This window comes from Sorangium sp. So ce295 (genome assembly GCF_051527405.1).
GTDB lineage: Bacteria > Myxococcota_A > Polyangia > Polyangiales > Polyangiaceae > Sorangium > Sorangium cellulosum_B.
In genome coordinates this window covers 2,866,064-2,892,987 of the sequence record NZ_CP150324.1, presented here as the reverse complement: position 1 = coordinate 2,892,987, position 26,924 = coordinate 2,866,064, and the positions used below count along the sequence as shown (strand labels likewise).

Genomic DNA, 26,924 nt, shown 5'->3' with positions numbered 1-26,924 from the left:
CGGCAGGATTCCGACAGGCCTCGTCCTCGGTCGGCCTTGTGTCGTTCTCCCGCGTGACGTCGCGGTACGAGCGCGCCTCACCGGTGGTCGTTCTTCCGCAGCCGGTACGCCCGCGCGTCCCACAGCGAGAACGCCCGCTCGCCGCTCGCGAGGACGTCGAACCCGTGGCGGGCCCCGAGCCGCGCGACGTCGGCCGCGTCGCGCGCGGGGTCGCCGCGGTACGAGTAGCCGAGGACGACGAGCTCCCCGCCCGGCCGCAGCGCCCGGCGCGCCTCCGCGACGAGCCGATCCACGACCTCCGCGCCCGCGGCGACGGCGTACGGGAACGAGTCGACCGCGTACACGAGATCGAAGCGGGCCGACGGAGCGTCGCCCAGATCGACGCCCGACGAGACCGCGAGCACGACGTTCGAGCGCCCCGCGCAGCGACGCCGCGCGGCCTCGATCATGCGCGGCGAGACGTCGAGCCCCCACGCCTCGCGCACCCTCGGCGCGAGCGCCGCCTCGAAGCGGCCGATCCCGCAGCCGATCTGCAGGATCGCGCGGTCTTCCCCGATCGCGCCCCACCGCTCGAGGAGCTCGACCACCTCCCGCGTCGCGCGCTCGAGGATCTCCGGATCGCCGAGCGAGTACGCGGCGACGCTCGCCTCCTCGGAGCGCTCGCAGAGCTCGTCGAACAGCCGCGCGGCGGAGTGGCAGGCCCCCCGCGCGTCCTCCCCGGCGAGGCGCGCGTCCCGGTGCGCGCCCAGCATCGCCGCCACGGTCGCGCACGCGGCGCGCCGCTCGTCCAGGCAGCGGCGCAGCGCCTCGAGGCGCGCCGCCCGCTCCCCCGCCGCCGGCCGCGCGGCGTGCGCGGCGTCGATCGCGCGCGCCGCGGCCGCGAGGTCCCCCGCGGCGCCGAGCAGCCGCACCAGGCCGACCTCCGGCGACGCCTCGCCGGACATCACGGCCTGCACCGCGCCCTCGCCCTCCCCGACCTCTCGCCCGGGCCCGCGCGCGCCCCGGCGCCGCAGCCGCCGGCGGAACGTCCAGTGGTCGACGGCGCCCCAGTCGTACTTGTACGGCTCGCGGCCGCGGAGGAAGTCCACGGTCCGCGCGCCCTCGCGCGCCGCGTGCTCGATCGCGCTGGCGAGCATCACGAGCCCCGGGCTGTACCACGCGAGCTCCGGATCGAAGCCGGTGATGTACGACGCGAGCCCGCCGCGCTCGGCGAACCCGTAGAGCGACGCGATGATCCGCCCGTCGAGCCGCAGGCCGAAGAGCCGCAGCGCGCCCCGCGCGCACAGCGCGCGCGCGGCCTCGCGGTGGAACGGCCGGAGCGCCTCGTCGAGCACGCCCCCCTCGCCGCGCGAGCGCCAGCGCGCCTTGTGGTTCGCGAACAGCGCGTCGAGCAGCTCGTCCACGCTCGCCGCGTCGGCCACGTCGAGGCGCAGGTCTCCGGCCCGCGCGAGCCGCTTCCGCGCTCGGGCGACGCGCGCGCGCATCCCCGGCGGAAACAGCTCGTCCGGCGCGGCGCCCTCGGGGATCATCACCGCCGGACACGCCTCGTGCTTCTCGACCTCGTCCGACCAGCCGGGGGGCGCCTCGGCGAGGAGCAGCGGCGACGACGCGCGCAGGTCGTGGAGATCGGCGACGTCCCACGCGCCGGCGCGCTCTTCGAGGCAAGCGAGCGTTGCGCCCGCGACCGCGCGCTCGTACCCGGACGCGGCCAGGACATCGTTGTAATCGGTGATCCCGGCGCCGAGCAGCGCGACGACGCGCTCGTCGCCGATGCGGTGAACCGCGAGGGGCGCGAGGCCGACGAGCCCCTCGTCCGACCGGAAGACCAGGGCGAGCACCTCCTCGGGCCCGAGCGCGCGGCACCACGGGATCAGCCACTCCGGCCGCTGGAACGCCGTCGCCGCCGGGCAGCGCTGCCACAGCGCGCTCCACGGCTCCCGCAGCGCCTCGAGCTCCTCGCGGCGGCTCAGCACCTCTACGTCGAGTCGTTCGCTCACCTGCCCTCCGAGCGGCGGGCTCGGCGCTCCTCGGCGCTCCTCGGCGCGCATCGGTCCTCGTCGAGCGCGCGCGGTCGCTCACCGGGCTCCCCTCCCCTGCCGGCGCCGTATCCTCGCAGAGGCGCGCGACCACGCAACCGGCGTGCGCTACCTCGGAGAGGGCTCTGGAGAGCTCGCGCCTGCCGGCCCGTCGCCTCTGGCCGCTGGTTGCCGAGCTTGCCAGCCTCCGCCGGCTCAGGCGAGGACGGCGCGTCCCGGCCGGTGTATCCTCCCGCGGGAGATCCTCAGACCATGCGAAATTTTGACCGGATCACCGCGCACCCTGGCCGCATGAACGGGCAGCCGTGCATCAGGGACCTCCGCCTGACGGTGAAGCGGGTGCTGGAAGTGCTGAGATCATCGAACAGGCCCGGCAATCGAAGTCAGCCTTTCGCGCGCGCCACGGCGAAGATCAGGTGACGTTGCAGCCGGATCCCCTCCGGCGCGCGGCGGCGCTCGAGCTCGGCCGCGAGCGCCGCCTTGACCCGCGCGGCCTTCGCCGGATCGAGGTCAGACAGGAAATTGCCGAACGAGCTGGCCAGGTAGAACGCGACAACGTCGTCCGTGTCGGCGAAATGGTCGGTGAAGGAGCGAATCTGGAGCCTCGGATCCTCGAAGCCGGCGAGCAGGAGGGTGCTCGTCAGGTCGTCCGAGGTCACCTTGTAGGTCGTGCTGCCGAGCGTCTCCGCGGTGCCGGTCAGGCCGAGAGACGACAGCACACCCTCGATCACCCGCTCGAACTCGTGCGGGCGCTCCCTGGCGGCCGAGCTGATGCCGAGGCGCCCTCCCCGCCTGAGCACCCGGCGCGCCTCGCGCAGCGGGCCGAGCTTCTCGGGCAGCCAGTGGAGCACGCTGTTCAGGAACACGACATCGAAGCTCCCGGCGGCGAACTGTGAGAGATCCTCGGCCTGGCCGACGCTGGCGCGGAAGTTCGGCCGGCGCTTCCCGTTCGCCAGCTCGACCCGGAGCGGCAGCGGATCGACGCCGGCCACCGCGCCGGAGGCGCCGACCCGATCGGCGACGTAAGCCCCGAGCCGGCCCGTCCCACACCCGACGTCGAGGACCCGCTCGCCCGGGGAAATCTGGAGATCTTCGATGAGCAGCTTTCCGTGGTTGAACTGCCGATCGCTGACGCGATCGTACGTCTCGGCCAGGACAGCTGAATCGAGCGAAAGGCTGACCATCATGGCTCCTTGGGAGAGGAGGTGGAGATCGGCGAAAGACGGGTCCGACTGGAGGGTCTCTCCCGAGCACCACGCGTCTGTTATCGAGGACAATAGTCCGCCATAACGGACCAAGCAAGCGCGATCTCGACGGCTGCGCGCGATGGCGGCGATGCGCCCTAGGCGCGCGGTCCCGGGGGTGGCGCGCCGGCCGTGACGCCGCGGTGATAGCGGCCGTGCTGGCCGGGTTTCGCCGTCGGGAGCGGGCGTGGTAGCGTTCGCGCCTGCTCTCGAACCACGAGGAGTCGCTCATGAGCTGGATCGACCAGTACCGCGCCTTGGCTCGCTACAACCTGTGGATGAACGACAAGCTCTTTGCGCTGGTCGGCAAGCTCGACGACGCGGAGCGCAAGCGCGATCGCGGGGCCTTCTTCCGGTCGATCCACGGCACGTTGAACCATATCCTGCTCGCCGACCGCACGTGGATGGGGCGCTTCACCGGCGGCGCGGAGCGGTTCACCTCCCGCGATCCGAGCGGGAAGGCCATCGAGATCACCGCGCTCTCGCAGGAGCTCTACGCGGACTTCGGCGATCTCTCCCGCGAGCGCGCCAGGACGGACGCAGACATCCTCGCCTGGGTGCACGAGATCGATGACCGGGCGCTCGCGGGCGACCTGACGTACACGCGGAGCGGGACGGTCTACACCTCTCCGCTCTGGTGGTCCCTGGGGCACCTCTTCAATCATCAGACCCATCACCGCGGTCAGGTGACCACCCTGCTCACACAGATGGGAATCGACCCTGGCGCGACCGATCTGATCGCGATGCTGCGGGACGAGAGCCGCGCGTCATGACGCGCGCACGCGCGCCTCGCCCCGCGGCGAGCGCGGCTGTCCGGTGGCCCGATAGCACCTTGGGCAGGCGGGCGAGGCCAACCCGGGATCACCGGGCGGCGCGCCGCCGCCCGTCCTGTCGCGCCTGGCTCGCCGCCCTGACCTCGACGAGCGGATTGCGCGCCTCGGCGGCGCGCAGCCGCTCGAAGCGCTCGATCCGCGCGCGGTTGCCGCTCTGCCGCAGCGTCCGCGCGAGCACAACGCTCTTGGCGAGCCGGATGAACCGCAGGCGGTGGGCCGAGTCCACGTCCTCGACGTCTCTCCTGCCCGCCCGGGGCCCGAACTCGCGATCGTAGGCGGCCCGGAGGCGGTGCTCTCCGTGGAGGCCCAGCGCGTCCGAGAGCCCCTCGAGCGCGGCCCGCTCCGCCGGGGTCGACCACGAGAGGACCCTGGAATAGGGCGTCGCCATGGTCTCGTGATCGGGCTTGTTGACGAAGCGGCGCAGGAACACATCGGACGTCGCGACCGGCACATCGCCCGTCTCCTGGTGGAGGAGGGCGTACGCGAACGCCTCGTTCATGCCCACGAGCTGGTTCCGGTCGTAATCGGCGCCGTCGACGCGCTTCCCGAGGCGATCGACGCCCGAGAGGGCTGCAAAGAAGAAGCTGCTGAAATCGGTGTAATCCGCCTCGTCGATCTCGGGCGTGCAGCCCGACGCCGGGCGGTCCCGGGTCGCCGCGAAGAAGCCGACGATGTCGCGCTCGACCAGCTCGCCGTCGGGCCTGCCGCCCTCGAAGAGGAGGTTCGCGAACGAGCCGGAGTAGCACTGGGCCATGACGAGGACGACGGGAGTGCCGGCGGGCAGCTCCTTCATGCGGGCAGCGAGGTCGCGCACGGACAGCGCTCCGCCGCCCCAGAGGTCGAATACGTTGTTGTCGAGATCGTTCCCGGGATCAGGGCTCCCATGGCCGGCGAAATACAGCAGCAACGGGTCGGCGGGGCGCGCGTGGACGAACCTGCGCCAGATCGCGTCGAACCCCGGGCGTGTGGTCGCCCCGTCGATGCGCGGCAGCCTGGGCGCGCGGTAGCGCGTCTGGTCGCCGTCGAGGAACTGCACGCTCCGCGTGCCCCGGCGCCCGTCGGCGAAGAGGACGCGCCGCTCCGCCCTGGCCGGGAGCAGCGACTGGAAGTACCGAATGTGCCCTTCGATGGCCACCTGGTTCATGGGCGGCCTCGGGCCGCCGCCCACGACGAGCGCGCGCCAGGCCGCGGGCTCGGGAGAAGCCGCGGCAGGCAGGGCCGGCGGGGCGGGCGAAGCCGGGGGCGCCTGCGGGGCGGCCGGCGCGGGCAAGAGGGCCTGCGGGGCGGCCGGCGCAGGGCGCGGCGGGCGCCCCGGCGAGGGGGAAGGCGCACGGCGCGGCGGGCGCACTGGCGAGGCCGCCGGCGCGGGGCGCAGCGGGTGGACCTGCGGGGCGGCCGGCGCGGGGCGCGTCGGGCGCGCGCCCGCCGTCGCGGCGGTCGCCGTGGCGACGGCGATCACAGCGACCCGGAGGAGCAGATGGTGCGCGGCGGTCACGTCCTCGGCCTCGGCAGCGCGCGCATCGCGGCGCTCGATTCTAGGTAGCACGACCGGCTCCCCCGCGTCGACACGCGCTCTCTCGATCTCTCGGCCGCCCAACCGGGTTGGCCCGGCCCACGTGGGTACCATCGAGCGCGAGCTACACTGGGGACGCCTGGTTCCGTGGCGAGCGCCACCGGGGTGCCCTCACGGCGTACACGTGTGCCTCCATGAGGGCGCCGCGCGTCGCGTGTCGGTCTGTTTCTGTTAGTTAGGCAGTCTATCTGTCAGCACTCAAGCAGGCAGTCTTTCGGCCTGTCTGCTTCAGATTCAAGCGGCTCCAGGGGAACGCGATCTCCGACGACGGCCTGCGCCAGCCGGCAGCATTCCGCCGCAGGCGGGGCAAATTGCATCGCCGAGCCCATCCTCGACCACAGCAGAGATCCCCTGCTTTCACCACGGACTCGGCCTGGTGACCTCGACGCGCCGCATGCACGAAGGCACGGTGGTTCGGCAGCGCGACGGGCTCCGCGGCGCGCCGCGCTCGGCCCAGGGAGCCGCGGTATGGCCGAGGTCGGCCATCGCGTGCCCGGATCTTCTCATCGGCCTCTGGCATGCAGATTGCCGTTCCCCGCGCCATCGATGCACGAGCACAGGAGGGAAGACCATGTCGGCCAGCTCATCGAAGACGACCATCGTTCATGACGAGATCCGCCAGTGGGCCGAATCGCGCGGAGGCCGCCCGGCGACGGTGAAGAGCACCGAGGAGGGCGGTGAGCCTGGTATCCTCCGCATCGATTTCCCAGGGTACAGCGGGGAAGACACGCTGGAGGAGATCTCGTGGGAGGACTTCTTCGACAAGTTCGAGGAGTCGAACCTCGCCTTCGTGTACCAGGAGAAGACGGCGGACGGGCAGCCGAGCAACTTCTCCAAGCTGGTGAGCCGCCCGGACGACGCCGGCGGCAAGAAGGCGAAGCAGGGCAAGCAGAAGTCGAGAAAGGCGGCCTGAGCCCGGAAGCCAGAGTCCGGGGAGAGACCGGCAGAGACTGGCAGGCTCCAGGAAGAGCGATGGCGGGGCTCAGCGCCGGCGCGCGGGCGCCGTCGGGGCGGCGTCGGGCGCGCTCGACGCGCCCGACGCGCCCGACGCGTCCGACGCATGGTTTCCCTGCCACGCCGCGGCGTGCGCGAGCAGCGCGCCCCGGAGCTCCGCGGCCGCGCCCTGGAGCTCGCCGCCGCGCCGGCGGACGAGATAGAAGACCTTGCGCGGCAGCTCGGGCAGCGGGCGCGCGACGAGGCCGCGGGGGAGGCGGCAGCAGGCGTTGACCACCGCGATGCCGACGCCGAGCTGGACGAAGTGGAGCATCAGCTCCCAGCCGTTCGCCTCGACCGCCGGCTCCCAGCGGACACCGGCCGAGAGCAGCGCCTGAGCGAGCAGGGCCCGGTGGGGCCGCGACGGGCCGGGGACGACGAGCCGCGCCCCCTCGAGGTCGCGCAGCCGGATGTGGCGCTTCCGGGCGAGCGGGTGGCCGTCGGGGACGACCAGGACCTGCGCCACCTCGGTGAGACGATCGGCGGCGAGCCCGTCCGGCGCCCCCTCGAGCGGCGCGACGCCGAGGTGCGCCTCGCCCGCCGCGACGGCCTCGAGCGTGCCCTCGCGGTCGCGCGTGAGCAGCCGGAGCGGGGCGGCGGCGCGCGCGGAGAAGGCGCGGATCCCCTCGCCGAGCAGGTAGAGGTACGAGCCCTCCCCGGCGCAGAGCACCACCGGCTCCCGGCTCTCGCCGTGGCGGAGCACGTCGAGGAAAGAGCGCGTCCGCTCGCCGACCTCGCGCCCGAACGCGGCGACGCGCTTGCCGTCGGCCGTGAGCTCCAGCCGCTGCCCGCGCCGCTTGTAGAGCGTGACGCCGAGCGCCTCGCCCAGCTTGCCGATCTGGGCGTGGAGCGCCGGCTGCGAGACGTGGAGCGCCTGCGCCGCGCGCGTGAAGTTGAGGTGCTCGGTGAAGACCACGAAGGCGCCGAGCCAGTCGAGGTTGAGCATGGCGGCAAGCTATCGCGAAACGCGATAGCGGCTCCAGAAATACTTCTTCCGGATGATAGCCGGGCGTCTATTCTTTCCTCGTGCCGATTCCCTTCACGGTTTCGGTCCCGGTCCCTGCACCGTCCAGGGACCTCCCGGAGGCGCCTCTGCGTGCCCGCGCGGATCGCGGGCCGCGGCTCCGGCTCACGAGACGAGAATGGAGCTTGACGATGGGCCGCGATCGCTTGACCGACACGAGCAAGAAGCTCTCCTGGCTGCTCCGCCACGCGGCGCCCTCGCAGGGCGTCGCCATGGACGACGCCGGCTGGGTGGCCGTGGACGACGTCCTCAAGGCGCTCCGGATCTCCCGGCCGGTGCTCGACGAGGTGGTGGAGAAGAACACGAAGAACCGCCTCGAGATCCGCGGCGACCGGGTGCGCGCCTCGCAAGGGCACTCGCGCGACGGGATGCCGGTGACGCTCGCGGGCCTCGAGGCGTCGTGGGAGGAGGTCCACGGCGACGCGTCGATCTGGCACGGCACCAGCGTGGACGCCGTGAGGGGCATCGCGCGCGACGGGATCCGGCCGGCGGCGCGCACGCATGTCCACTGCACCGACGCGCTGGGCAGCGCGGTGGGCAAGCGCGCGAAGGTCGACGTGATGCTCGAGATCAGCCCGGCGAGGCTCCGGGCGCGCGGCGTGCGCGTGTTCCGCAGCCAGAACGGGGTGATCCTGGTGCGGGAGGTGCCGGTCGACTGCCTCGTGGGGCTGATGCCCATCGTGGCGCGGGCGCAGCGGGAGGCCGAGGCGCTGCGGGCGATGCTCTTCGGCGACGGGTCGCGCGGGGCGGCGTGATGGCCTTCACCGGATACTCGCGCTCGCGACCTGTCCCGCGCGGTTCATCGCCGACAATCCGTCGCCACGTGGATGGGTTCCCGAGGCGGACAACGACAAGGCCAAAAGCCCTCTATACCCCGACGAGGACAAGCGCCTCACGGCTGCGGTGGATATCCACTGTCTCATCGGATCGATTGCGGGTTTCTGATCCGTGAGGGGATGCGCGCAGACGAAGCTTGCAGGCTGGAGCGCTCATCGGCTCCGGGCGACGGCGGCGGTGCTCTTGCGCAAGACCAGCTCGGCCTCGACAACGACGCGCGAGCAGGAGCGGCGGCCGCTCTCGATCTGCCCGAGCAGCAAGTGGAGGCACCTGCGCCCCAGCTCGGAGAAGTCCTGGCGGACGGTGGTGAGCGGAGGCGTGAAGTAGGCCGCCTCCGGGATGTCGTCGAAGCCGACGATGCTGATGTCCCGCGGCACCGCGCGTCCGATCTCGTGGAGGTAGCGGAGCACGCCCAGCGCCATCTGGTCGTTGGCCACGAACAGGGCGGTGACGCCTGGCGTGCGCGCCAGCTGCGGGGCGAGCTCGTAGCCCGAGCGTGCGCTCCAGTCGCCGCGCAGGAGAGGCGGCGGCTCGACGCCCGCGGCCTCCAGCGTCGAACGCCAGCCGTCGATGCGCTGCTCGGCCTCGAGCGACTCGATCGAACCGGCGATGTGCCACACCGTCCGGTGACCCAGGTCGAGGAGATGGCGCGTGGCGGCCGTCGCGCCGCCGTGCTGGTCGACGGCGACCACCGGGACCGAATCGTCCGGCCCCCCCTCGACGGCGACCACCGGCACGTCCGAGGTGACGTGGCGGAGCGCGTCCACCGCCGACCGCAGCGGGGCGACGACCATGATGCCGTCGACACCCTGATCGCACAGGCCCTTCACCGCATCCACCACCGGCGCGCGGCTGAGCGATTTCAGGCTGACGACGCTGACGCCGTACCCGGCGTCGTGCGCCGCCGTCTCGAGCCCGTGGAGCGTCGACGCCGGGCCGTAGTGCGTCGTGTTGAAGCTGACCACCCCGAACGTCCGCGAGCGCCCGGTGACGAGCGCCTGCGCCACGGAGCTCGGGCGGTAGTCGAGCTGGCGGATCGCGTCGAGCACGCGCTCCCGCGTGTCCCGGTGCACGTTGGGGCTGTCGTGCAGGACCCGAGAGACCGTCTGGTACGAGACGCCGGCGAGCTTGGCCACGTCGACCATGACCGCGGCCCGGCGCCCGCCTCTCTTGACGCGCCGCTCGGGAGGAGAGTTTTCGTCCATCGGCGCCAAGCTTAGTCGGGCGCGGGGGGAATGGTATCGACATCCACCACGACCGCGCCCCGGCGCCCGCCTCTCTCGATGCGCCGCTCGATCGGCGCCTCGCCATTGGCCGGGCCCGATCTCGGCGGCGGAGGGGCGGACCGGCGTGAGCGCCCCCGGTCAAGCCTCGTCCTCCGGCTTTGCCCTGAGTGGGTCGTCAGCCGCCGGTGGTCGCGCCGCTCGCCTCGAGCCGGACACGATCAGCCCCCGCACGCATCGGCGACCCGACTCGCACCTGCCTTTCGCGCGCGCCGCTGCGCCACGACCGCGCCCAGGGCACTCACGGACTGATCGCAGCCCCGACCGTCCCGCTCCCGACGACCCCGGTCGTCGTCTTGACGCCAGGGTGTTGCCGCACGAGCTTCCAGTGGCAATAGCACAGGTACGGCGGATTGATGCGACACTCGAACCTGTCGATGCAGTACTGAGAGAGCCCCCAGCAATCTGACGACAGCGTTCCCCCCTCGCACGTGCAGGTCCCGTCGTCGCCGCACCACCAACCGAGCGAACCAGCGCCGCCTCCGTTGTTCACGAGCGCCTCTGTCACGGCGGTCGTCTCATCCGGAGTGGTCGTTTCGTCGGGGGCCACGACGCAGCCGGCCAGGAGGCCGGAGGCAAGAGACAGGATGGCGAGCGCGGCGCGAATGGTGTTCTTCATCTGAGCAGCTCCTCGTGAAGGTTCGCTGCTCCCTCAGAGCAAGGCCGGTGCCCGCGCATCAACCCCCCGCTTCTTCGGGCCATTCCCGGCGGGCCGGGGCCGCCGCACGCCTGCCGGTGCTTCGTGCCTCGTGGGAACGATACGAGGGCCCTCGGAGCTGCGCGTGGGCATGTTGAGCGAAACCTCGCTCACCTGCGCGCGTAGTTGAGCGAAACCTCGCTCACTTTCGCGCATGGTTGCGCATCGCGGGCGCTCCGCCGGTCCCGGGCTGCGGTCGCGAGCTCAGGCCCCGCGGCATGCGCGTTGTTTGAAGGACCGCGAGCTTCGGAGGCTCAGCACGAGCGTGCCCGCCTCGTGCTGCGCGCGTTCGAGCGCTGGCTCAGGGTGCAAGATCGCGGGAGAGCGAGTGTTGCTGTCGCTCGACAAAGGCGAGAGCAGAGCGCTGCGCCTCAGAAGGCGGCGTCACGGAGCTTCGCCTTGTACTCCGCCTTGTACAGATCATGGCAGACCTTGCAGCTCGCCTTGGCGCCGTCGATATCGCCCTTCTTGGCCTTCTCCGCGCCCTCCTTCGATATCGCGACCCACTTCGACATCCCGGGCGGCGGCTTCGATGCGACATAGTCCAGCGCCGACGCGATCTTCGCGCCGTCGCCGCTCGTGGTCGCCGACTGCATCACCGTCTTCATCCAGCCCTGCATCGGACAGGCCTTCTGTCCTTTTGCGCCGCAGCCGAAATCCTTCCCCTCGGCGACGGACGCGGGGACATCCGCCTTCTCGCTCGCGGCCCATGCCGCGCCCGCAAAACCGCCGGCAGAGCCGATGCCGACGCTCATGATCATGGCCCCCATCAGCTTCCTGCTTATCGACATCTGGCGTCTCCTGATCCGGTGAAAGGGCAAGCTCGACAACCCCATCGCAGCTCGAAATGTGACCGTTCACATCGACAACGTCCATCCAAATCGGCCGATGATGGCGCCAGTGATTGGCCGGAGCGCGCGCTCGAGTCGTCGCGCACAAGAGGCGATACCCAGGGAGCCGACCGCCTGCGGCATCGAGCGCCGGCCGTCCGTGCGCAGGCCGCCATCGAGCGCCAGCCGTCCGTGCGCAGGTCGGCATCGAGCGCATCGAGCCTGCGATCACCGCGGTCCGGCGCCCGCCGGCCCCCCGTGACGCGGCGCGCCGGATGAGCCCGCCAGCGATGTCCTCCCTTCGGGATCGAGGATGCCGCCGGGCCGGTCGATTGGGTTTGACACCAGGAATGTGATCGTTCACATTTCGAAAGGGTATACTTGTTCTTTGCCCTGGAGGGTCGTCCTGCGTGCCTTTGCGCGGGCCATCCTCTCATTGATGGCGCCTCCGTCGAGTCAGCACCAGGGGTGCGGGGCGCCGGCAATTCGCTCGCGAGAGGATTCAACGTGCGCTTAAATACAACGTTCTACCGAGCAAGAAGAATGACCCTGTCGGCGATGGCGCTGGGCCTCGTCGCCGCGATCCCCTCCCCCGCTCGGGCGGACAACCCGATCGTACAGACCTTCTACACGGCCGACCCCGCGCCCATGGTGCACGAAGGCAGGTTGTACCTCTACACGTCCCACGACGAGGACGTCACGGTGAACAACTTCTACACCATGAACGACTGGAGGTTGTACTCCACCACGGACATGGTCAACTGGAGGGACCACGGCTCGGTGGCGGGCTACAAGAGCTTCAAGTGGGGAACCGACAATGCGTGGGCGCCGCAGGGTATCGCCAGGAACGGCAAGTACTATCTGTACGTGCCGCTGAACAACAACAGCGGCGCGAAGATCGGCGTTGGCGTATCGGACAATGTGGCAGGCCCGTTCATGGACCCGCTGGGAAAGGAGCTGGCCGTGGCGCCCGGAGGCGGCAACATCGACCCGACGGTGTTCGTCGACGACGATGGACAGGCCCACATGTACTGGGGGAATGCCAAGCTCCGGCACGTGAAGCTGAACTCGGACATGATCAGCACCTCGGGAAGCATCACCGAGGTGCCGTTGAACGGCTTCACCGAGGGGCCGTGGCTCCACAAGCGAGGGTCGCTGTACTACCTCGTCTACGCCGCCATCGCCGGGACCGAGAAGATCAGCTACGCGACCAGCAACAGCCCGACCGGGCCCTGGACCGTCCGCGGCGACATCATGGGCGCTGGCCGGACCTACACCAACCACGCCGGCATCGTCGACTACAAGGGGCACTCGTACTTCTTCTATCACAACAGCGCATTGCCGGGCGGCAGTGACTTCAAGCGCTCGGTCTGCGTGGAGGAGTTCACCTACGGCGCCGACGGCAGCATTCCGAAGATCATGATGTCCACGAACGGACCGTCCGCCGTCGACACGCTGAATCCGTTCGAGCAAGTCGAGGCCGAGACCATCGCCTTCTCGTCCGGGCTCAAGACCGAGGTGTGCACCGACACCGGCGCCGGCATGAACGTCACGTCCATCAGCAATGGCGACTACATCAAGGTGAAGGACGTCGATTTCCTGGACGGGGTGACCTCTTTCGAGGCGCGGGTATCGTCCGCAGCCGGCGACGCGAAGATCGAGCTCCACCTCGACAGTCAGAACGGCACGCTCCTCGGGACGTGCGACGTCTCGGGCGCGTCGGCCTGGACCACAAAGACCTGCGCGGTCAGCGGGGGCAGCGGGAAACACGACCTGTTCCTGAAGTTCGTCGGTGGCGGCGGCGACCTCTTCAAGTTCAACTGGTGGCGGTTTACCGGACCCACCATGCCGGGTGACGGGGGCGACGGAGGCGGAGGCGGTGCCGGCGGCTCGGACCCGGGAACGGGCGGCAGCGATGCCGCCGGCGCCGGGGGCGCGACCTCGGGCACCGGTGGCAGCGACGCCGCCGGGGGCACGACCTCGGCCAGCGGCGGCTCGGTCACCGCAGGCACCGGCGGAACGACGGGCTCCGCCGTCGCGGGCAGCAGCGGCAGCGCCGGACCCACCGGTGGGAACGACGCGACCGGCGACGACTCAGACGGCTCGTGCGCTTGCCGGGCGGGCGCGAGCACCGGGGGCGGCGGACTCGCCGCCGCTCTCTGGCTGGCCGCTTCTGCGCTCGTTCTTGGGCGTCGGCGCCGGTAGGCGCTCGCGATCCGGTTTACTGATCGCTGCGAACGGCCGGTATCGTTTGCCACGTTGGCGATAACCGTCGCTTCGCCTTGCCCCTGCGGGGCCGAAAACCCAGGAAAAATCGAGGGCGGGGCGATCATCGGTGTACGAGAGCGCTCCGCCCCGCCGTCGGGTCCCCCGGCGGGCGTCGCGCCCTTGCGGTGCAGGTAGCGCAGTTCGTCCTCGTCGGGCTCCCAGATGAGGTTGTGCGGCGCATCGTGCACGAGCGTGCTCGCGACCTCGCGGCCAAGAACCGCCCGCATCGCAGGTTCCGCCCTTCCGCTGCGCCGAGGTCGATTTCCGGTCACACGGACCGGGCTCCCCGTCTCGAACCCGAGTGAAAGGCTGAACGTCGCGTGCGTACGGCCGGGAAGGACGGGATCCTGTGGGTACCAGCTCGAAGAAGAGAGTTTGCATCGAGGGCCACGAGATGGCCTATGTCGACCAGGGGATGGGCGCGCCGGTGGTGTTCCTCCACGGGAACCCGACGTCGTCGTACCTGTGGCGGAACCTCCTTGGGCCAACCTCGGCGCGGCATCGCTGCCTCGCGCCGGACCTCATCGGCATGGGCGACTCGGACAAGCTGCCGGAGATGGGCAGGGAAGCCTACGGGTACGCCACACATGCGAGGTTCCTCGAGGCCTGGTTCGACGCGGTCGTGCCAGAGGAGCCCGTCGTGCTCGTCGTACACGACTGGGGCTCGGCGCTGGGCTTCGACTGGGCCCGGCGGCATCCCGATCGCGTGCGCGGCGTCGCTTACATGGAGGCGATCGTCGGATCGATGCCGCTCGGGAAATGGCCCGCGCCGGCGAGGGAGCTCTTCGAGGCGATCCGCTCCGACGCGGGCGAGATGCTCGTCCTCGAGCAGAATGTCTTCCTGGAGCGGACCCTCTCCGAGGGCAGCATGCTGCGTCCGCTCTCTGACGAAGAGCGCGCCGAGTACCGTCGTCCGTTCCTCGTGCCGGGCGAGGGGCGGCGGCCGACGCTCTCGTGGCCGCGACTGCTGCCCCTCGACGGAGAGCCAAAGGCGATCTGCGCGCTCGCCGACGCTTACGTCGCTTGGCTCACGGCATCGAGCGTGCCCAAGCTGTTCGTGAACGCGGAGCCGGGCCGCATCCTCACGGGGGAGCTCCGCGAAATCTGTCGCAGGTTCCCGAACCAGCGGGAGGTCACGGTGCGCGGTCTGCACAATCCTCAGGAGGACTCGCCGATGGAGATCGCCGACGCGCTTGCAGGCTGGCTCGATACCCTCGCTCCGCCGACGCACGCGCGACCGGTGGCGTCATGAGCGAGGCGGGCCTCGACGCGCTGGCGACCCGCGCCTGCGCGGGCGACCGAGAGGCGCTCGAAGCGCTCGTGCGAGGACTGCAGGATCCGCTGTTCCGCCTCGCGCGCAGGTTCCTCGGCCACCCCGAGAACGCGCGCGACGCGACGCAGGAAATCCTCATCCTCATCGTGACAAAGCTCTCCACGTTCCGAGGCGAGAGCTCGATCTCGACGTGGGCGTATCGCGTCGCGTGCCGACACCTCCTCCGCGCACGCGCGACGTACCGCCGCCTGACCTTCGAGCAGCTCGTCGACGAGGATCTCGCCAGGGCGCCGAACGCCATCGGCGCGGAGGTGCTCGCGAGCGCCGAGGCGCGTCTGCTCGAGGAAGAGGTCTTCCTCTGTTGCACCCAGGCGATGCTCCAGGCGCTCGACAGGCCGCTGCGCATCGCCTACGTGCTCGGCGGCATCTGCGAGCTCGAGTCGACCGACGCGGCCTACGCGCTCGGCATCACGGAAGCTGCCTTCCGCAAACGACTCTCCCGTGCGCGCGCGGCGCTCGACGCGTTCGTGTCGAAGCGCTGCGGTGTCGCGAATCCGGCGAATCCGTGTCGCTGTGCGTTCCAGGTGAACCACAACGTGGCGCTCGGGCGCCTGAACCCGCGCGGCCTGGTTCACGCGAAGCCCACGGAGCGGACCTCTCTCGAGGCGCTGCAGGCCCTCGGCGAGATCCGCGCCGTGCGCCGCTCGCTCGAGCTCTACCGCGCGCAGCCCGCGTTCACCTCCCCCGAGGACCTCGCCGCGCGGGTGCGGTCCATGATCGCAATCGGTCCCGGGAGCAGGCTCTTCGATGCGTGAAGACGGCTGACGTAAACTGACATGGAAGCGGGCAGCACGGGCGAGCAGTTGACGTCGCTCACAGGCCGTGCGACCTTCGGCAGTGTCGCGCAGACCTCGCCCCGTGAGCTCTCGTCCGGGGATCGGCACGCTCGTGAAGCCGGAAGGCGAGCGCACACTGAGCGTCGGCGTGAAGGCGTTGCGGAGTGTGCTCGGAGCCGCAGAGGCCGTTGGGCTCGACGCAAGCGCGCTCGCTCGAGCGCACGGGCTCGCGCCGGAGGAGCTGCGCGACCCGGACTTCCGACTCTCCTATCGCCGGTGGATCGCGCTCTGGGACGACGTCGTCGAGAGGGCCGGCGATCCGGGCGTCGGGCTCCGTGCCGCGGAGGCGCTCACGATCGGACACTGGGATGTGATGGACTACGTCGTCGCGTCGAGCGACACGGTGGGTGACGCCTTCCACAGGTTCTCGCGGCACTTCGCCGTCATCAGCACAGCCGTGCGCCATGTCCTCCAGGTCGACGAGAAAGAGGCCCGGATCGTCCGGGAGCACGTGCCGGGCGCGGCCCCGCACCGGGTCGCGACGGAGTTCGGCTTCGCGAACATCGTCCTTCGCTTCCGCACGCTCGCCGCCACACCGTGGTCTCCTTCCGCGATCCAGTTCCGTCACCCGTGCTGCGCCGAGATCGAGGCATACACCCGGATCTTCGCCTGTCCGATCCAATTTCGAGCGCCCCACGACGCGATCGTCCTCCCGCGGGCGGTGCTCGCGACGCCGATGAGAGGGGCCGCCCCCGAGCTCTGCGCCGTACTCGAGCGCCACGCCGCCCTCATCGCGCAAAAACTCCCCCCCGCCCAGGCGAGCCTCGTGGAGCGCACGCGGCACGCGCTCGCCCTCGAGCTGCACGGCGGTGCTCCCAAGCTGGCGGCGGTCGCGAAGCGCCTCGGGCTGAGCGCGCGCACGCTGCAACGGCGGCTTTCGGAGGACGGCTTCCCCTTTCGAGATCTCCTCGAGAAGACACGCGAAGAGCTCGCCCTCCGCTATCTGGAGGATCCCGCCATCGGGCTCGCCGAGGTCGGCTCCCTGGTGGGCTTCTCTGATGTGAGCGCGTTCTACAAGGCGTTCCGGCGGTGGACAGGGAGCACGCCGGGCCAGCTCCGCGAGCGCTCCGTGTCGTAGCCGCGGGCACCGGCGGACAATCGATTGGCGTGGCGGCACAATGCCGAGGGCGGCCCGGATCCGTACGCTTCGGGCATGAATTGCTTCGCCCGCGGATCTCTTCTCACGTGCCTCTTGCTCGGTTCGGGCTGCCTGGACCCGAGCGAGCCGGGAAACCTCGTCCCGAAGACGGTCGCGGAGGACGACACGCTGCCTCGCTACACCCTCCGCGACGGCGCCCGCATTCACCTTCGCACGCAAGGGGATCCGAAGAACCCGACCCTCATCACGCTTCACGGCGGCCCTGGCGGCGACATGCGCGGCATGCTCGGCCTCGGCGCGCTATCCGAGCGGTACTTCGTCGTCTACTGGGATCAGCGGGGCACCGGCCTCTCGGAGCGTGTCCCCTCATCGGACTTCACCGTCGAGACGTACGCGGAGGATCTCCACGAGCTCGTCCAGCGCTTCTCGCCCGACGCGCCGGTCACGCTGTTCGGGCACTCGTGGGGCGCCATGTACGCGGCGCTCTACATTCAGAGGCATCCCGACCGTGTGGGAGAGGCCGTCCTTAGCGAGCCGGGCTTCCTGAACGCGGCGATCGCGAACGAGACCGAGCTCTTCACGTTCGGCCTCACCGCCGAGGGGCTGAGCGATCTCGGTTGGTCGGAAGGCGCCATGAGCCCCGACGGAGACGCGCGCGCAGACTTCCTCCTCTCCCTGGGACAAGGCTGGTCGCAGCCAGGTTATTACGAGGATCCGGACGACCCCGACAACTTCAAGGCCTTCCGTCTGGGCGCGCGCGCCATGCGGGATCTGCAGAGCTCGGCGAAGGCGGACGGAAAGTGGAGATTCGATTTCTCTTCCGGCCTCGATCGCTTCTGCGAGCCGGTGACGCTGATCGGGACCACGATCAACACCGTCATCGGGTTCGAGCACCAAGCGAGCCGCCACGCCCCTCTCTTCTGCGACGTCGAGCTCGTCCGCGTCGAAGGCGAAGACCACGGCTGGGTGAACAGACACCCCGAGCGTGTCATCGAGGTCCTTCGCGCTCATCTCGGCGCGTACAAGGGGGCGAGGTGAGAGCCGCCGCGATCGCGGCCGCGATCGCCGCCACGGCGGTCCCAGCGGTCGCCTCGGCTGCTCCGATCAGCGGGTATCAAGGCGAGCAAGAGAACGCGATGCGCGCCAATATTGGCTGGAACTCCGCGCCCGATCTGGAGCTCACCTACGGACGAACGATTCCGACGGAGCGCTTCGTGCGCCGCCTCGACGTCGAACTCGGACTGACGCTGCCGGTCTTCCTCGTGAAGGACCTGGACTCCTTCCGCCTGGAGCCGGCGGTGCGCGCGATGCTCTTGCAGCGCGGCGGCTGGGGGCTCGCCGGGCGGCTCGGGCTGCCGCTGCAGGCGGGTGACAACCAGACGTTCCACTTCGTGAGCATGGGCGCGCACCCCGGGCTCGCCGGCGGCTACTGGAAGCGCGGCGGGTTCATCGCGCTGGAGGTGGAGTATACGGCGATCCTGAGCACGTACATCGCCGCGAGCGATCGCGCGCGCGCGATCTACGACGGGATCCGCGACGGCTTTTATGCGCCGATGGGGGGCTACCTCGACGCGAACCTCGCGTTCGGTTTCTCGATCGGGTCGAGCTTCGAGCTCGGACTGCGCGCGGGCTACCGGTCCACCCACGGCCTGCAGCCACCCCCGCTCGTTCCCTTCCGCGCCGAAGTGGGCCTGTCCTACGCGTTCGGGGCGCCGGCCCCGGCGCCGTCCCGAGGGATCGAGCGACGGCCGGCGCCTGCCCCGGCGAGCGGAGCACGCTCGGATCGTGTTCCCTATCCCTTGACCGTGACGAGCGGCCAGAGTCGCGCCACGCGCCGCGCGATCCCCGCCTCCTCGACGGAGCGCACCACCGGCGTGATGGGCTTGTAGGCATACGGCGCCTCCTCCTTCATCCGCTGGTGGTACTTCGCGAGGATGTCGCGCCGCCGCCGCACGTGGGGCGCGTCGGGGTCGAGCGGCGTCACGACGTGCAGCTTCTCGACCGCGCGCCGGTAGACGTCCTCGTCGGTGTGCGCGGAGCGGCCGCGCGTGAGGCTGCGGCCCGCGCCGTGGCACGCGCTCGCGAGCAGCGCCGCGTGCCCTGCGCCCGCCAGCACCCAGCTCGAGTCGCCCATCGAGCCGGGGATGATCACCGGGTCACCCGTGTACGAGAACGCTCCGCCCTCGCCATCGGGTCCCCCGGCGGGCGTCGCGCCCTTGCGGTGCAAGTAGCGCGGCTCGGCCCCGTCGGGCTCCCAGATGAGGTTGTGCGGCGCATCGTACACGAGCGTGCTCGTGACCTCGCGGCCGAGGACCTCCCGCAGCGCCCTCCGTGCCAACGTGAATGAGACATCGGACCGCCGACAGTCTATTGTAGGAGGGCGAGTCCGGATCGCCGCGCACGCTGTCGCTCGAGGAACGCTATATCTGCTCGATCCGCACGATGTGTCGCGTCCTCGCCGAGCATGGCGCTCTGGCACTCGAGCCACGCCGACCAGAAGCGCAGACGGCGCCTGTCAATCGGAAGGAGACAGTGCTACTTGCGCAGCTCTTCGATGGCCGCGGCGAGCTCCGCGGGGGGCAGACTGTCGGCGGCGCGCCACGGCGGCATGCGCAGCGGCGAGGTCGCGGGCTCCTGCAGCCGAAGGATGGCCGCGTCCTTCACTTCTCGCGGCATGGCGTCCAGGTTCTTCACGTTGAACGCGGAGCGCCTCAGCGCCGGGTTCGAGCGGCCGTCATGGCATCGCGAGCAGAGCTGTGTGAGCACGGCGCGCCCGCTCGCTCCCGGCGGCGGCACCAGGCCGAGCTTCACCTTCGCGTCTGCGGAGAAGAGGTCGCGCAGATCGAGCAGGGACTGTCGCGGGGCCGCGCCCGTCACCACGTCGAGGTAGGACCTCGTCCGCTCCGCACGGAGCGCGGGATCCGTCACGTCCACGAGCGGGTAAGGCACCGAAATCGAATCACCCGCCAGCGACACGGTGAACTGCTTCTCCCAGATCGGGCTCGACGGGCCGGCCTTGGCCTCGGCCTCGATGCGCGGGTCGAACGCGTTCGGCTGCGCCGCCTGGCCTTCGGCCACGAGCAACGCCTCGAGCTGCGCCCCGCTGCCCTCGTCGATCGCATTCTGGATGGTCGCGATGGGGATGCCGCCGTACTGCGCGTCGTGCGCGTGGGCTTCCAGGAACTGCGCCGTGAGCACCCGATCGGAGTCCGTGCGCTGCACGAAGCGCTGCGGGAACCAGTGCGTCCAGGGGAACTCCAGCTCCTGCATGCGCAAGATCTTCTTCGCGCCGTAGCCGTCGGGCTGGTGGCACGAGCGACAGTCGAACGAGGTGTTCTCGACGTCTTCCTCGCCGTAAATGCTGAACGCCGTCCAGCCGTGCTCTATCTCTTCGGTGAGCAGGCTCGCGAGATCGCAGCCGCCGTCGTAGTCACACTGTCGCTCGAAGGTCAATAGGTAGAAGTTGTAGTCACCGGTCGAGAGGTCGCGGCTCACGATCTCGACGAAGGGCTCGCCGCGAACGAAGCCGAGCGCGGTCATTTCAGCCGGCCTCTCGCGCATCTCGGTCACGCGCGGAAAGACGATGAGGCGCGGATTGATGGAGGAGACGGCCCTCTTCACGAGCGAGGTGGAGTTGCCGGTGAGCGCGAAGGCGCGATTTTCGTCGAGCTTCGCGACTTTGAGCAAGCTGGCGACGTCGGTGATGCTCGGTCGCGGCGTGGCGCACACCGCCTGGAAGAAGCTGTCGCCGCGCGGCGTGGCGCAGAACGCGCTGTACTGCGCCTCGCGCGTGGGTAGGGCCGACAGCTCCGGGTCGGGAGCGCTCACGGGCGGCAGCGTGCCCCAGTCGGTCGTCGCCTCGTCCGTGGCAATCACCTCGCCGATGTCGCCGACGACGCATGCCGGTAGGAGCAGCGAAACCAGGCACAGGCTCGGAAGGTGCTTCATGACGGCCTCCTGCGGCGAGCGCCGAACGTCATCAAACTGGCCACGAGCGCGAACGCCAGGAGCGGCGCGCGACGGTCCGAAGGCCCGCCCGTCACGCTGCAGCCTAAGCCTAAGAAGCCTCCGTCCTCGCTCGGCGCCTCCGCATCGTCCTCGCTCGGCGCCTCCGCGTCGACGGTGCCGTCCAGCTGCTGCACATAGGCGATGAGCTGCCCGAGCTCGGCCTCGCTGAGCCCGCTGATGAAGGCGTGGCGATCGTCGGGGTTGGCCGTGACGAGGACATCGCGCAGCGTCGGCGCGGAGCCGTCGTGCAGGTACGGCGCCGCCTCCCAGACGCCGTTCAAGGTCGGCGTGTCGATGCCGAACAGCGGCTCACCCGCGCGCATACCCGACGACGCCTTCACGGTGCCGACGTCGTGCAGCTTGCCACCCACGCTGTCGGTCCCGTCGGGACCCGTGTGGCAGAAGCCACAACCCAGGCGCTTGAAGATGGCGCGACCCGCGACGCCGTCCTGGGTGAGCGAGCCGTCGGGGTTGCGAAAGGGGCTCGGCCGGTACGTGTCGAGCGAGCCGAGGAACGCCGCCAGCGCGTCGAGCTCGGGGCTCAGGCCGGCCTTCTTGTCTCCGCGCGGCGTGCCGACCGTCCCCACGGCGAGCTGCTCGGCGGTCAGGAAGCCCTTCCCGCCGAACAGGTGGCGGATGTTGTCGTCCGAGTCCTGGATCTCGTCGAAGCTGCCGCTCCAGTTGACGTTGCCGTGGCCCGTGCCGCGCCGCCCCAGCAGCGAGACGGTGTTGCGGAGCCCCTCCCCCGCGCTGCCGAAATCCCAGACTCGCCCGTCCTCCGCGCCGTCGAAGTGACACGACGCGCAGCTGATGTAGCCCTGGTCGCTCATGCGGATATCGGCCGAGTTGAAGAACAGCTGCTTGCCGCGCAGGACCTGCGGGTCGAGCTTCTCGACGGCGACCGTCGGGATCTCCGTCAGCTTCTTGGTGATGAGGTCGTGCGAGCTGACGATGTCGGCGACGTCGTAGACCGTCACCGTGCGGCTGAGCGACGCGTGCACGAACAGCTTGTTGGTCTCGGTCAGCGCCAGGCCGCGCGGCGCGAAGCCCGCCTCTTTCAGCGCGGTCACGAACTCGCCCGTGTAGGCGTCGCGGACCTCCACCAGGGCCGAGCCGGCGACGCTGATGAACGCGTAGTCGCCGAGCGGCGTGAACACGACCTGGTTCGGCAGGTTGCGATCGTCCAGATCGATGCGCCGCGCGACGTCCTCGGCGCCCTCCGCGAGGTTCAGCAGCGCCACGAGCGGACGTACCGTGTTGTCGTCGGTGAGGTCGAGCCCATCGCGAAATGGACCGCGAAAGATGTTGTCCTTCTTGCCCGGCACCCACGCGAACGAGCCGTCGGGCGAGAGCCCCACCGAGAACAGGTAGTTCGGCAGGCCGCGCCCTTGTTGGTCCGTGTCCTCCGTCGTGGTGTCCGCGGCGAGCGCGAAGCGCGTGCTCACCTGGAAGGTCGCCGCGTCGATGCGCGCCACCTCGCCGTGGCTGTCCTCGGAGAGGAAGCGCGTGACGTAGATCTGCGAGCCGTCGTGCGCCACCGAGACGCCCCGCGGCGTACCGCCGAGCCAAAGCTCGGCCACGACGGCGCCGCTCGCCACGTCGAGCTTCAGCACCTTGCCGACCGCCATCAGCGTCACGTACGCTGCGTCCCCGGTCGGGCTGATCGCGAGGCCCATCGGTTGCGACGCGTACGGCAGCGCGATCTCGCGCTCCAGCGAGAGCGACGCGGTGTCGAGGATGGAGACGGAGTGCGCATCCCGGTGCAGCACCCACAGCGTGCCTTGCGCGGTGAGCGCGAGCCCGACCGGGCCGCGCGCCACCGGCACCTCCGCGACCTTGGTCAGCGCGCTCGCGTCGAGCACGCTCACGCTGTCGTTCTCGTAATTGGCCGTGTAGACCTTCGCGTTCGGCGGGTCGTACACGAGGTCGGTCGAGCCCGCAGCGCTGCCCGTGACGAGCGGCCGGTGCGCCGTGTGCACGAAGGCGACGCTGGTGAACCCGACATCGTCTTTGACCGTCACGAGCACCGGGTAGTGGCCGGGAGCGGCGTAGGTGTGGACCTGCTGCACGTCGTCGACCATGAACTCGGTGCGCGTCTCGTCTCCCATGTCCCAGCGCACCTGAACGGGGCCGACCGCGTCGCCGATCGTCAGGTCGAACGTGACGGCCTCGCCGGCGAGCGAGGGCGCGCGCACGGGGACGCTGGCCGTGACGGCGCGCGCCTCGGCCGGCCAGGCCGCCGCCGCGCAGAGGCCTCCGAGCAGGCCGAGGAGCTTCGGGAGCGAGCGCATGCTCAGGGACCGGTCGTGAACGTCGACTTGAACTCAGCCGCCATGCCGTTGCCGACGAGATCCTTCATGCCGTCCTTCGGCAGGACGATCTCGTAGGTCGTGTTCGGCATCAGGTCCTCGTCGGGATCGAAGCTGACGATGCCCATGTACAGGCCGAAGCTCCCCTTCAACGGCTGCCCGCCCACCGGCCTTACGATGAAGCTGCCGTGGTGAACCGTGGCGATCTCGACGTTGTCGGTGAGGCTGAGGCCGATGCGCGACTTCCTGGACAGCCCCGTCGCTCCGTTCTTCGGCAGCACCGTGTCGACCGCCGGGGGCGTGGTGTCCGGCTCGGTCGAGTGCGCGGCGATGACCATGCCGCGGTAGGGCAGCTCGTCGTCGGCCAGCACCAGCAGGCTGCCGACCGGGATCGAGAACTGGTCGTCGCCGTTCGTGAACTCGAGCCGCCCCCAGACCCGGCTCTTGATCGACATCTTGTGGATGTCGCGCACGTCGATCTTGGAGACGCCGGCGTCCGGCCGCAGGTGACCGAGGAACAGGGTGCCGTCGGAGAAGCTCATGTACTCGGACCCGGCGGGGTAGCCCATGGCCCTGAACGCCGAGTCGGGCAGCGTGGCGATGGGTGAATTGGCCGAGCCGATGTCGGTGGGGTCGGTCAGCACGTCCCACACGCGCAGCGGCGACTGCACGTAGATGTGCTTGCCGTACAGACCGCAGATGTAGCTCTTGCTCGGGGTGATGAAGTCGAGCGCGACCGGGTTCATCGGATCGCTGATGTCCATCGTCGCGATGCCGCCGTTGTCCTTGGGCGTCGTGATGACCAGCGTATTGCCCACGGCCCACAGCGGACCGGCGCTCACGCCGCCGAACTGCGAGATCGGGATCTTCTTGACGAACTTCACGTCCTCGGGATCCGCGGCGTCCAGGATATGCAGGCCCGTGTTGGTGCCGCCGACGTAGATGACGCTGCCCTGCCAGTACATTCCCCAGACGGAGTCGGTGAAGTCCCCGTAGTTGATGCCGTCGAGCTTGACGAGCCTCACGTGACGAGGCGCGCGGGCGTCGGTGACGTCCCAGATGTCGACGCCGGTGCCCGAGGTGGTGACCTGGTAAAACTTGTCGCCATAGCGGCCGAGCGACGTCTGGTGCGACTCCGCCTCGCCGACGCCCTTGGGCCCTCCCTTGGGATCGAAGCCAGGGCTCTGGATGCGCGACAGCATCTTCGGGTTGGTCGGATCGGCGATGTCGTAGAAGACGATCTCGGCGTTGCCGGCGCCCTGAACGTAGCCGTTGATGACGATCGGCTGGTTCTGGTGATGGCCCGCCTCGAGCGTCGGCGACACCAGGCCGTCTCGCCAGCTGTTGCGCGGCAAGTTGATCTTGTTCGCCGGCATGGGCATGTTCGGGATCTTGCCTTCCGGGGCGGTGATCATTTCCGAGCCGATGGGCTCGGAGCCGCCGCTGCCGGTCGTGGCGCCTCCGCCCGAGCCGCTCGTGGAGCTGGAGCTGGAGCTGGAGTTGCCGGTCGTGGCTCCTGTCACAGGCATCGGCGCCCCGCCGCCAGAGCCCGTCACCACGGATGTGGTGACGCCGGAGCTGCCGCCGTCGTTATCTTCCGGCGTCGGGCCGAGCTCGGCGCCGCCGGAACACGCCGCGAGCAGAGCGGCGAACGAAGGAAAGCCCACCCAACGCATCCTTATCGTCTTCGAATGCATTCCTATCCTCTTCTGTAGGCGGAAATCATGACAGATGGTCACCCCGCGGTAGCTTGAAGCCGACAGTGTCCGCCCGCTGCCGCGCGGCCCCACCGACGCACGGACTCGCCGACGCACGGACACACGGACTCGCCGACGCACGGACACACGGACTCGCCGACGCACGGACGCGCGAGGTGACCTGTTGAGGAGCGATTGTGAACGTTCACGTATTGTTCGTCAAGCTCAATCACCGCTCGAGTTCTCGAGAACTTATGCCGTGTGAAGGCGGCGTGACCGTTCACAACAACGCGGGCCAGCATGCCCTCGCCCCGCGGGGGATGACGCACCCCTCATCGCGTTCGCGATGCGTGCCTTCAGGCTGGCCAGCGCCGCTGGCAAGGCAATGCACGGCGCGTGCGGTGCCGAGCGACGAGAGTCCGCGCCCGCGCGACGGATTGCCTGGATCGTCGGGGACACGGAACCACGAGACCGGCCCTTGTCGGATCGATCTCCGTGATCAGGTTGATGCCGAAATCATCGGGATGGTCGACGTCCCATTGCACAGGCCATTTTTGATGAGCATGTAAGTCTTGTAGCTGTCGGGATCGACGAAGACCTGGTTGTCAAAGCCGGTCCCTCGCTCGTACGACATGTCGCTGCCGGGCGGCGTGCAGGGGAAAACATCGACCTTCTTGGGCTCTGACCACGGGCCGTCGAGGCTCGAGTCCCGCTCCATTCGAGGAAGTTACAACCCGGGGCGGGCGCCGTGGTCACGGTGACCGAGCTGCGAAATTCCTATTCCAAGTCTTGCCAATTCATAAAAAATATGTTCCAATATCAAAATGTCCACCGCATTCCTCAGCCCCCTGCACGAAATGGCCTCCACCACCCCCACGGACTTTTGGAGCGACTCGTGCGCGGTAGGCGAGCTCAAGTATGCCATAGAGCACGGCGCGGTCGGCGCCACCAGCAATCCCACCATCATCGCCAGCGTGCTCAAGACCGAGTTCGGCGACTGGAAGGCGCGCGTCGAGGAGCTGTTTCAAGCGCAGCCCACGTGGACGGAGGCGCAGATCGCCTGGAAGCTGATGGAACAGATGTCCGTGAAGGCTGCCGGCCTGCTCATGCCCGTGTTCGAGCGGACGGGAGGCAAGAAGGGCTGGTTGTCGATCCAGACCAATGCGGAATTTCACAAGAGCCCGGATGCGCTCGTGAGCCAGGCGCTGCATTTCGCGTCGCTCGCCCCCAACCTGCAGGTGAAGATTCCGGCGACCGCGGCCGGCATCCAGGCTATCGAGGAAGTGACGGCGCAGGGCGTCAACGTCAACGCCACTGTCTCGTTCACGGCGCCGCAGGCCGTCGCCGTCGCCGAAGCCGTCGAACGAGGGCTCAAGCGCCGTGAGGCAGCGGGTCATTCCACGGCCAACATGGTCCCGGTCTGCACCATCATGGTCGGCCGCCTCGACGACTGGCTCAAGGTCGTGTGCGAACAACAGGGCAAGGTGCCGACTCCCGGCACGTTGGATTGGGCCGGCGTCGCGGTGTTTAAGAACGCGCTCAAGACCTTCAAGCAGTCCGGTTACCGCACGCGCCTGCTCGCCGCCGCCTACCGCCATCACCTGCACTGGTCGGAGCTGGTCGGCGGGGACGTCATCCTCACGATTCCTCCGGAGTGGCAGCGCAAGTTCAACGCCTCCACCGTCCCGGTCATCCCGCGCATCGACAACCCGGTTCCGCCTCAAGCGATGACCGAACTTTCCGAGCAGTTCGAGGACTTCCGGCGCGCCTACGATCCCAAGGGCATGAAGGTGGCCGAGTTCGACGGCTTCGCCGCCACCCGCCGCGCGCTGCGCGCCTTCCTCGATGCGTATTACGGGCTGCTCAGCTTCATCCGCGACCTGCGTATTCCGAATCCAGACAAGTGAGCTGACCAGCGCCGGCCGGCGGCTGGGGCCCGGGGGGCTGCCGCGTCGCAGCCCGCCCCCGCGTCGTCGCACCTCTCCGCGACCGCTTGCCTGACGCCTGACCACGCCTGAAGCCTT

Annotated in this window: 22 protein-coding genes and 1 pseudogene; 11 read left to right on the top strand and 12 right to left on the bottom strand. The window is 69.7% G+C overall.

What is annotated here, in order from left to right:
* Positions 1–77: 77 nt before the first annotated feature.
* Positions 78–1,997 carry a GNAT family N-acetyltransferase gene (locus WMF11_RS11160; protein WP_437977445.1) on the bottom strand — a complete coding sequence of 640 codons (1,920 nt, stop codon included), beginning with the start codon at positions 1,995–1,997 and terminating at the stop codon, positions 78–80.
* 291 nt (positions 1,998–2,288) lie between these two features.
* Between WMF11_RS11160 and WMF11_RS11155 the strand changes: the two are divergent.
* Positions 2,289–2,390, top strand: a pseudogene (locus WMF11_RS11155) (DUF433 domain-containing protein); the annotation flags it as partial.
* A gap of 29 nt (positions 2,391–2,419) precedes the next feature.
* Here the strand turns inward: WMF11_RS11155 and WMF11_RS11150 are convergent.
* Positions 2,420–3,223, bottom strand: a complete 804-nt coding sequence (locus WMF11_RS11150; RefSeq protein WP_437977444.1) for a class I SAM-dependent methyltransferase — start codon at positions 3,221–3,223, stop codon at positions 2,420–2,422.
* A 287-nt stretch (positions 3,224–3,510) separates the two neighbouring features.
* On the opposite strand from WMF11_RS11150, the gene WMF11_RS11145 reads away from it, so the two are divergent.
* On the top strand, positions 3,511–4,053 hold the full coding sequence (locus WMF11_RS11145; protein ID WP_437977443.1) for a DinB family protein: 543 nt from the start codon (positions 3,511–3,513) through the stop codon (positions 4,051–4,053).
* Positions 4,054–4,141: 88 nt separating this feature from the next.
* On the opposite strand, the gene WMF11_RS11140 is transcribed toward WMF11_RS11145, so the two are convergent.
* Positions 4,142–5,659, bottom strand: a complete 1,518-nt coding sequence (locus tag WMF11_RS11140; RefSeq protein ID WP_437977442.1) for a hypothetical protein — start codon at positions 5,657–5,659, stop codon at positions 4,142–4,144.
* 598 nt (positions 5,660–6,257) lie between these two features.
* Here WMF11_RS11140 and WMF11_RS11135 point away from each other — a divergent pair.
* On the top strand, positions 6,258–6,599 hold the full coding sequence (locus tag WMF11_RS11135; RefSeq protein ID WP_437908388.1) for a hypothetical protein: 342 nt from the start codon (positions 6,258–6,260) through the stop codon (positions 6,597–6,599).
* Between the two features lie 69 nt (positions 6,600–6,668).
* On the opposite strand, the gene WMF11_RS11130 is transcribed toward WMF11_RS11135, so the two are convergent.
* Entirely contained in the window at positions 6,669–7,625 is a 957-nt protein-coding gene (locus tag WMF11_RS11130) for a LysR family transcriptional regulator (protein ID WP_437977441.1), read from the bottom strand.
* Positions 7,626–7,834: 209 nt separating this feature from the next.
* On the opposite strand from WMF11_RS11130, the gene WMF11_RS11125 reads away from it, so the two are divergent.
* Positions 7,835–8,458, top strand: a complete 624-nt coding sequence (locus WMF11_RS11125; RefSeq protein ID WP_437977440.1) for an RNA 2'-phosphotransferase — start codon at positions 7,835–7,837, stop codon at positions 8,456–8,458.
* Between the two features lie 234 nt (positions 8,459–8,692).
* On the opposite strand, the gene WMF11_RS11120 is transcribed toward WMF11_RS11125, so the two are convergent.
* The 3 genes from WMF11_RS11120 to WMF11_RS11110 all read right to left on the bottom strand — a co-directional run bounded on the left by WMF11_RS11120 (position 8,693) and on the right by WMF11_RS11110 (position 11,311).
* A complete protein-coding gene (locus WMF11_RS11120; protein WP_437908385.1) occupies positions 8,693–9,745 on the bottom strand; it encodes a LacI family DNA-binding transcriptional regulator in 1,053 nt (350 codons plus the stop codon).
* Between the two features lie 319 nt (positions 9,746–10,064).
* The gene (locus WMF11_RS11115) at positions 10,065–10,442 is read right to left on the bottom strand and encodes a hypothetical protein (RefSeq protein WP_437977439.1); all 378 of its coding nucleotides are present in this window, start codon (positions 10,440–10,442) and stop codon (positions 10,065–10,067) included.
* A 449-nt stretch (positions 10,443–10,891) separates the two neighbouring features.
* The gene (locus WMF11_RS11110) at positions 10,892–11,311 is read right to left on the bottom strand and encodes a hypothetical protein (protein ID WP_437908383.1); all 420 of its coding nucleotides are present in this window, start codon (positions 11,309–11,311) and stop codon (positions 10,892–10,894) included.
* A gap of 582 nt (positions 11,312–11,893) precedes the next feature.
* On the opposite strand from WMF11_RS11110, the gene WMF11_RS11105 reads away from it, so the two are divergent.
* The 6 genes from WMF11_RS11105 to WMF11_RS11080 all read left to right on the top strand — a co-directional run bounded on the left by WMF11_RS11105 (position 11,894) and on the right by WMF11_RS11080 (position 18,775).
* Positions 11,894–13,555 (top strand): glycoside hydrolase family 43 protein, encoded by a 1,662-nt coding sequence (locus tag WMF11_RS11105; protein ID WP_437551714.1) that lies wholly within the window; start codon positions 11,894–11,896, stop codon positions 13,553–13,555.
* 412 nt (positions 13,556–13,967) lie between these two features.
* Positions 13,968–14,870, top strand: a complete 903-nt coding sequence (locus WMF11_RS11100; RefSeq protein ID WP_437977438.1) for a haloalkane dehalogenase — start codon at positions 13,968–13,970, stop codon at positions 14,868–14,870.
* Complete coding sequence (locus WMF11_RS11095) at positions 14,867–15,706, top strand: RNA polymerase sigma factor (protein WP_437977437.1); 840 nt, start codon at positions 14,867–14,869, stop codon at positions 15,704–15,706. Before WMF11_RS11100 ends, WMF11_RS11095 begins: the two co-directional genes overlap by 4 nt.
* A 103-nt stretch (positions 15,707–15,809) precedes the next feature.
* Positions 15,810–16,865, top strand: coding sequence for an AraC family transcriptional regulator (locus WMF11_RS11090; RefSeq protein ID WP_437977436.1), 1,056 nt, complete (start codon positions 15,810–15,812; stop codon positions 16,863–16,865).
* 75 nt (positions 16,866–16,940) lie between these two features.
* Positions 16,941–17,924 (top strand): alpha/beta fold hydrolase, encoded by a 984-nt coding sequence (locus WMF11_RS11085; RefSeq protein ID WP_437977435.1) that lies wholly within the window; start codon positions 16,941–16,943, stop codon positions 17,922–17,924.
* Positions 17,925–18,022: 98 nt separating this feature from the next.
* Complete coding sequence (locus WMF11_RS11080) at positions 18,023–18,775, top strand: hypothetical protein (RefSeq protein ID WP_437977434.1); 753 nt, start codon at positions 18,023–18,025, stop codon at positions 18,773–18,775.
* Here WMF11_RS11080 and WMF11_RS11075 read toward each other — a convergent pair.
* From WMF11_RS11075 to WMF11_RS11055, 5 genes are all read right to left on the bottom strand, one after another.
* A complete protein-coding gene (locus WMF11_RS11075; RefSeq protein ID WP_437977433.1) occupies positions 18,679–19,224 on the bottom strand; it encodes an RtcB family protein in 546 nt (181 codons plus the stop codon). The genes WMF11_RS11080 and WMF11_RS11075 overlap by 97 nt on opposite strands.
* Before the next feature lie 197 nt (positions 19,225–19,421).
* Entirely contained in the window at positions 19,422–20,834 is a 1,413-nt protein-coding gene (locus tag WMF11_RS11070) for a c-type cytochrome (protein ID WP_437977432.1), read from the bottom strand.
* Positions 20,831–23,185 (bottom strand): PKD domain-containing protein, encoded by a 2,355-nt coding sequence (locus tag WMF11_RS11065; RefSeq protein WP_437977431.1) that lies wholly within the window; start codon positions 23,183–23,185, stop codon positions 20,831–20,833. The genes WMF11_RS11070 and WMF11_RS11065 overlap by 4 nt, the downstream gene beginning before the upstream one ends.
* A gap of 2 nt (positions 23,186–23,187) precedes the next feature.
* Entirely contained in the window at positions 23,188–24,879 is a 1,692-nt protein-coding gene (locus WMF11_RS11060; protein WP_437977430.1) for an Ig-like domain-containing protein, read from the bottom strand.
* Positions 24,880–25,399: 520 nt separating this feature from the next.
* Positions 25,400–25,618: a hypothetical protein gene (locus WMF11_RS11055; protein WP_437977429.1), complete on the bottom strand. Its 219-nt coding sequence runs from the start codon at positions 25,616–25,618 to the stop codon at positions 25,400–25,402.
* Between the two features lie 106 nt (positions 25,619–25,724).
* Here WMF11_RS11055 and WMF11_RS11050 point away from each other — a divergent pair, with 106 nt between their 5' ends.
* Positions 25,725–26,807: a transaldolase family protein gene (locus tag WMF11_RS11050; protein ID WP_437908374.1), complete on the top strand. Its 1,083-nt coding sequence runs from the start codon at positions 25,725–25,727 to the stop codon at positions 26,805–26,807.
* Positions 26,808–26,924: the final 117 nt, after the last annotated feature.

Excerpts from the sequence above, each read along its gene's own strand:
- WMF11_RS11150 (WP_437977444.1), bottom strand. The coding sequence starts at position 3,223 with ATGATGGTCAGCCTTTCGCTCGATTCAGCTGTCCTGGCCGAGACGTAC.
- WMF11_RS11145 (WP_437977443.1), top strand. The coding sequence starts at position 3,511 with ATGAGCTGGATCGACCAGTACCGCGCCTTGGCTCGCTACAACCTGTGG.
- WMF11_RS11135 (WP_437908388.1), top strand. The coding sequence starts at position 6,258 with ATGTCGGCCAGCTCATCGAAGACGACCATCGTTCATGACGAGATCCGC.
- WMF11_RS11130 (WP_437977441.1), bottom strand. The coding sequence starts at position 7,625 with ATGCTCAACCTCGACTGGCTCGGCGCCTTCGTGGTCTTCACCGAGCAC.
- WMF11_RS11125 (WP_437977440.1), top strand. The coding sequence starts at position 7,835 with ATGGGCCGCGATCGCTTGACCGACACGAGCAAGAAGCTCTCCTGGCTG.
- WMF11_RS11120 (WP_437908385.1), bottom strand. The coding sequence starts at position 9,745 with ATGGACGAAAACTCTCCTCCCGAGCGGCGCGTCAAGAGAGGCGGGCGC.
- WMF11_RS11115 (WP_437977439.1), bottom strand. The coding sequence starts at position 10,442 with ATGAAGAACACCATTCGCGCCGCGCTCGCCATCCTGTCTCTTGCCTCC.
- WMF11_RS11110 (WP_437908383.1), bottom strand. The coding sequence starts at position 11,311 with ATGTCGATAAGCAGGAAGCTGATGGGGGCCATGATCATGAGCGTCGGC.
- WMF11_RS11105 (WP_437551714.1), top strand. The coding sequence starts at position 11,894 with ATGACCCTGTCGGCGATGGCGCTGGGCCTCGTCGCCGCGATCCCCTCC.
- WMF11_RS11095 (WP_437977437.1), top strand. The coding sequence starts at position 14,867 with ATGAGCGAGGCGGGCCTCGACGCGCTGGCGACCCGCGCCTGCGCGGGC.
- WMF11_RS11085 (WP_437977435.1), top strand. The coding sequence starts at position 16,941 with ATGAATTGCTTCGCCCGCGGATCTCTTCTCACGTGCCTCTTGCTCGGT.
- WMF11_RS11080 (WP_437977434.1), top strand. The coding sequence starts at position 18,023 with ATGCGCGCCAATATTGGCTGGAACTCCGCGCCCGATCTGGAGCTCACC.
- WMF11_RS11070 (WP_437977432.1), bottom strand. The coding sequence starts at position 20,834 with ATGAAGCACCTTCCGAGCCTGTGCCTGGTTTCGCTGCTCCTACCGGCA.
- WMF11_RS11065 (WP_437977431.1), bottom strand. The coding sequence starts at position 23,185 with ATGCGCTCGCTCCCGAAGCTCCTCGGCCTGCTCGGAGGCCTCTGCGCG.
- WMF11_RS11060 (WP_437977430.1), bottom strand. The coding sequence starts at position 24,879 with ATGCGTTGGGTGGGCTTTCCTTCGTTCGCCGCTCTGCTCGCGGCGTGT.
- WMF11_RS11055 (WP_437977429.1), bottom strand. The coding sequence starts at position 25,618 with ATGGAGCGGGACTCGAGCCTCGACGGCCCGTGGTCAGAGCCCAAGAAG.
- WMF11_RS11050 (WP_437908374.1), top strand. The coding sequence starts at position 25,725 with ATGTCCACCGCATTCCTCAGCCCCCTGCACGAAATGGCCTCCACCACC.